Source organism: Xenorhabdus aichiensis (assembly GCF_028598775.1).
In the GTDB taxonomy this organism is placed as follows: Bacteria; Pseudomonadota; Gammaproteobacteria; order Enterobacterales; family Enterobacteriaceae; genus Xenorhabdus; species Xenorhabdus bovienii.
The window spans coordinates 1-1,408 of record NZ_JAQRFO010000113.1 but is presented as its reverse complement, the minus strand read 5'-3'; the positions used below and the strand labels follow the sequence as shown (position 1 = coordinate 1,408).

Below are 1,408 nucleotides of genomic sequence, written 5' to 3'. Positions count from 1 at the left end.
TGGTCCGGGTCGCCGTGCAGGAAATCCACCACCACTTCCTGGCCGATGCGCGGAATGGCCAGCATGCCCCAGCCCTGGCCCGCCCACGGCTGGGTGACGCGTATCCAGCAGGAACTCTGGTCGTCGCTTTTTCCGTATCGGTCCCACGGGAACTGCAGCCGGATACGCCCGTACTGGTCACAGAAGATTTCTTCCCCGGCCGGCCCCACCACTTTGGCAATCTGCGGGCCGTCGATGGTGGGCTTGGACCGCGGGGCCGGCCGCCAGTTTTGGTTGTGGCGGATGAAGCTGAACTGGCTGTGCAGCGTGGTGCCGCTGTCGCCGCTGGCGGTTTCCCGCGCCTGCGGCTGGCTGCCCGTATGGCTGGCGCTGACCACCTGCCACGGCTGGTTGAGGTCCGCCCGCGGGTGGTTGTCCAGGGTAAACAGCTTGCCCGGCTGGACAGCGATGGCCTGCCCGCTGCCCTGACCGGTCACCGCGTCACTGCGCAGCGCTTCCAGCCGGTAGCGGGTAAAGGCCTCGCCGTGGGCTTCGTCCTTAAACCGCCCCGGGTAGTCGTAGTGCTCGTAGTACATCTGCTGTAAGGTGTCTTCCTTCATCTGCCGGCTGAATTCTGCCGGCCACGCCGGGTTTTTGAAGGTGTAGTCCTTGAGCTGCACCTGCGCCGGGCGCACCTGGGCGCTGCACGTAAAGCTGCCCACCGACGGCGTACCCGTCGTGCTGCCTTCTCCCGGCTGGTACGGAATAACGAGACCCGGCGGCACGGAGCCGGCGTCATCGGCAAACACCAGCGTGTTACGCCCGCTACCGCATTCGAAGAAGTAGAAGATGCCCTCTTCCGCGGTCAGCCGCTGCAGGAAGGTAAAGTCACTTTCCTGATATTGCACGCAGAATTCCCGCGCCGGGTGCGGATGGCGCAGGCTGAACACCACGTCGCGGATACCGTGCTCTTTCAACAGCGTGGTGAGGATAGCGGCGATGTCCCGCTGCTGGAAGATACGCGAGTTCTGCCGCAGGGTGGTGCGCCATAAATCCGGATAGATGCTCATCCGGTAGGTGGTCTGGTGCAAGCCGGTGTTGCCCTGCTCGAAGCCCGCCACCATCCCGGTGAGGCTACGCTGTTCGACGCCCTCCTGCAAAATGGTCAGGGTCGCGCTGCGGTCGAGCACCGCCGGAAAGTCAATGGCCGGGTCGGCGCTCGCCAGCCCGACCGTCAGGTGGAACGGCTGGGAAAACCCTTCAGTCAGCGAGAAATCGGTGACCACAAAGGTTTCCGGCGGCAGACCGCCCGCAGTCAGGGTAAACTGCAACCCGCTCGGGGCCATGCCCCCGCCGCCGCCCAATAACTGGCCGGCTTTCTGCAGCGCCTTGACCGCCCCGCTCTGGCCGCCCGCCGCCCGTTCAACCA

At 65.2% G+C, this 1,408-nt stretch carries 1 protein-coding gene; it reads right to left on the bottom strand.

The window, feature by feature from the left end; all coding sequences use genetic code 11:
- Window positions 1-1,364: type VI secretion system tip protein TssI/VgrG (gene tssI / locus PSI22_RS21140; protein WP_273581445.1), on the bottom strand; the 1,364-nt coding region annotated here is incomplete at its 3' end.
- Between the last annotated feature and the right edge of the window lie 44 nt (window positions 1,365-1,408).